Source organism: Rhodovibrio sodomensis, from assembly GCF_016583645.1.
GTDB lineage: Bacteria > Pseudomonadota > Alphaproteobacteria > Kiloniellales > Rhodovibrionaceae > Rhodovibrio > Rhodovibrio sodomensis.
Window position 1 is genome coordinate 1 of the sequence record NZ_NRRL01000277.1, and the last position, 1418, is coordinate 1418.

Annotated in this window: 1 pseudogene; it reads right to left on the minus strand. The window is 65.2% G+C overall.

The features are described 5' to 3' along the window. Window positions 1-291: 291 nt before the first annotated feature. Window positions 292-1361 (minus strand): annotated as a pseudogene (locus CKO28_RS27735) (IS630 family transposase). Between the last annotated feature and the right edge of the window lie 57 nt (window positions 1362-1418).

Sequence of the window (1418 nt, forward strand, 5' to 3'; positions counted from 1 at the left end):
GAGGGCTGATGTCGGCCATCTGGGAAACTCCTGTCCTGAGAGTTGGTGGTCGGCAACCCCATCGTCTCAGGCAGGAGACCCGCCCGCACCTGTTATCCGCTAACCCCCGCGATAGCGGGTTCGTTCAATCGGCGTTGGCGGCTGCCCCCTCGAAATCCGCTTGATTCAGGCGCTTGAGGCGCCGATCGGCGTCGTGCGCCCATGCCGATCCACAGTCAACGGCTGACTGCGCTACCTACGTCCGCCTGGAGACAACCATTCACTATCGGAAGTGAGTGTTTATACCAGCGGTCATGGAGATGTCGTTATCGCGGCCCAGCTACGGTAGCTTATCGAGGTCACGGTCTCCGGCATCTCCATGAATATGTTCCAAGCGTCGCAGCAGGCATCGACAATCATATCGTAGCTTTCGAAACCACGGTTTGAGAGGAACGTCTGGCGCAGATACTGCCAGACCTTCTCGACAGGGTTCAGTTCCGGAGACTTCGGCGGCAGAAGCACGATCGAGATGTTGGCGGGCACACGAAGCGACTCCGTCGTGTGCCAGCTGGCCTGGTCCATGACCAGGATGGCGTGGCGTTCTGACCCGACCTGTCGGCTGATCTCGGCCAGATGCTCCTGCATCCCCCGCGTGTTCGCCCGCGGCATCACCACGGCAGCCCCAACCCCGCGCTCCGGCGCGACCGCGCCGAAAACGTAGCCCGAGCTGGTCCGTTGGTCGGCGGGCTGACGGGGACGCGTGCCGGTGGGCGCCTACTGGCGCACCTGCGGGTTCTTCTGCCCCACCCGCATCTCGTCCTGGAACCAGATCTCCGGCGTCACCCCGCCGGGCAGCTTGGCGATGATCTCTGCGACGGTCGCCGGGAAGTTTTTTTGAACGTCTCGATCGTCTCCGGGTCCTGGCCCACGTGCTGCGGCCGGGCCGTCATGTGCGAAAACCCGAGCTCGTGCAGCACGCGCGACACATGGCGTTCGTGATACCACACGCCAAAGCGCTCCAAGATCACCTGCTGCAGGTCGACCCGTCGCCAGCGGACGACGCGATCCGCCTCCGGATCCGGGCCAGCTCTGATAACAGCGGCCAGCTCCGCCCGTTGGTCGGGGGTGAGCTGGCGCGTCGGCCCGGGCGCCTGACGGTCGATCAACCCGTCCGGGCCTTCCGCGTTGAAGCGGTGGACCCAGTCGCGCAGCGTCTGACGGTCCATGCCGCCCAGTTTCGCGGCCTCGCGCCGGCTACGCCCCTCGGCCACGCCGGCGAGGGCGAGAAAACGCGCGCATTGACGGGCGGTCCAGGCATGCCGGGCCTCGTTGCGCAGCTCCTCGGCGGAATAGTCGGCCCGCAGCGGGACCGGTGCGGGCATGGCAAGCTCCTCCCAGTCATCTTGTCGGTCAGCTTGCCTAAAGCCCAACATATGCGA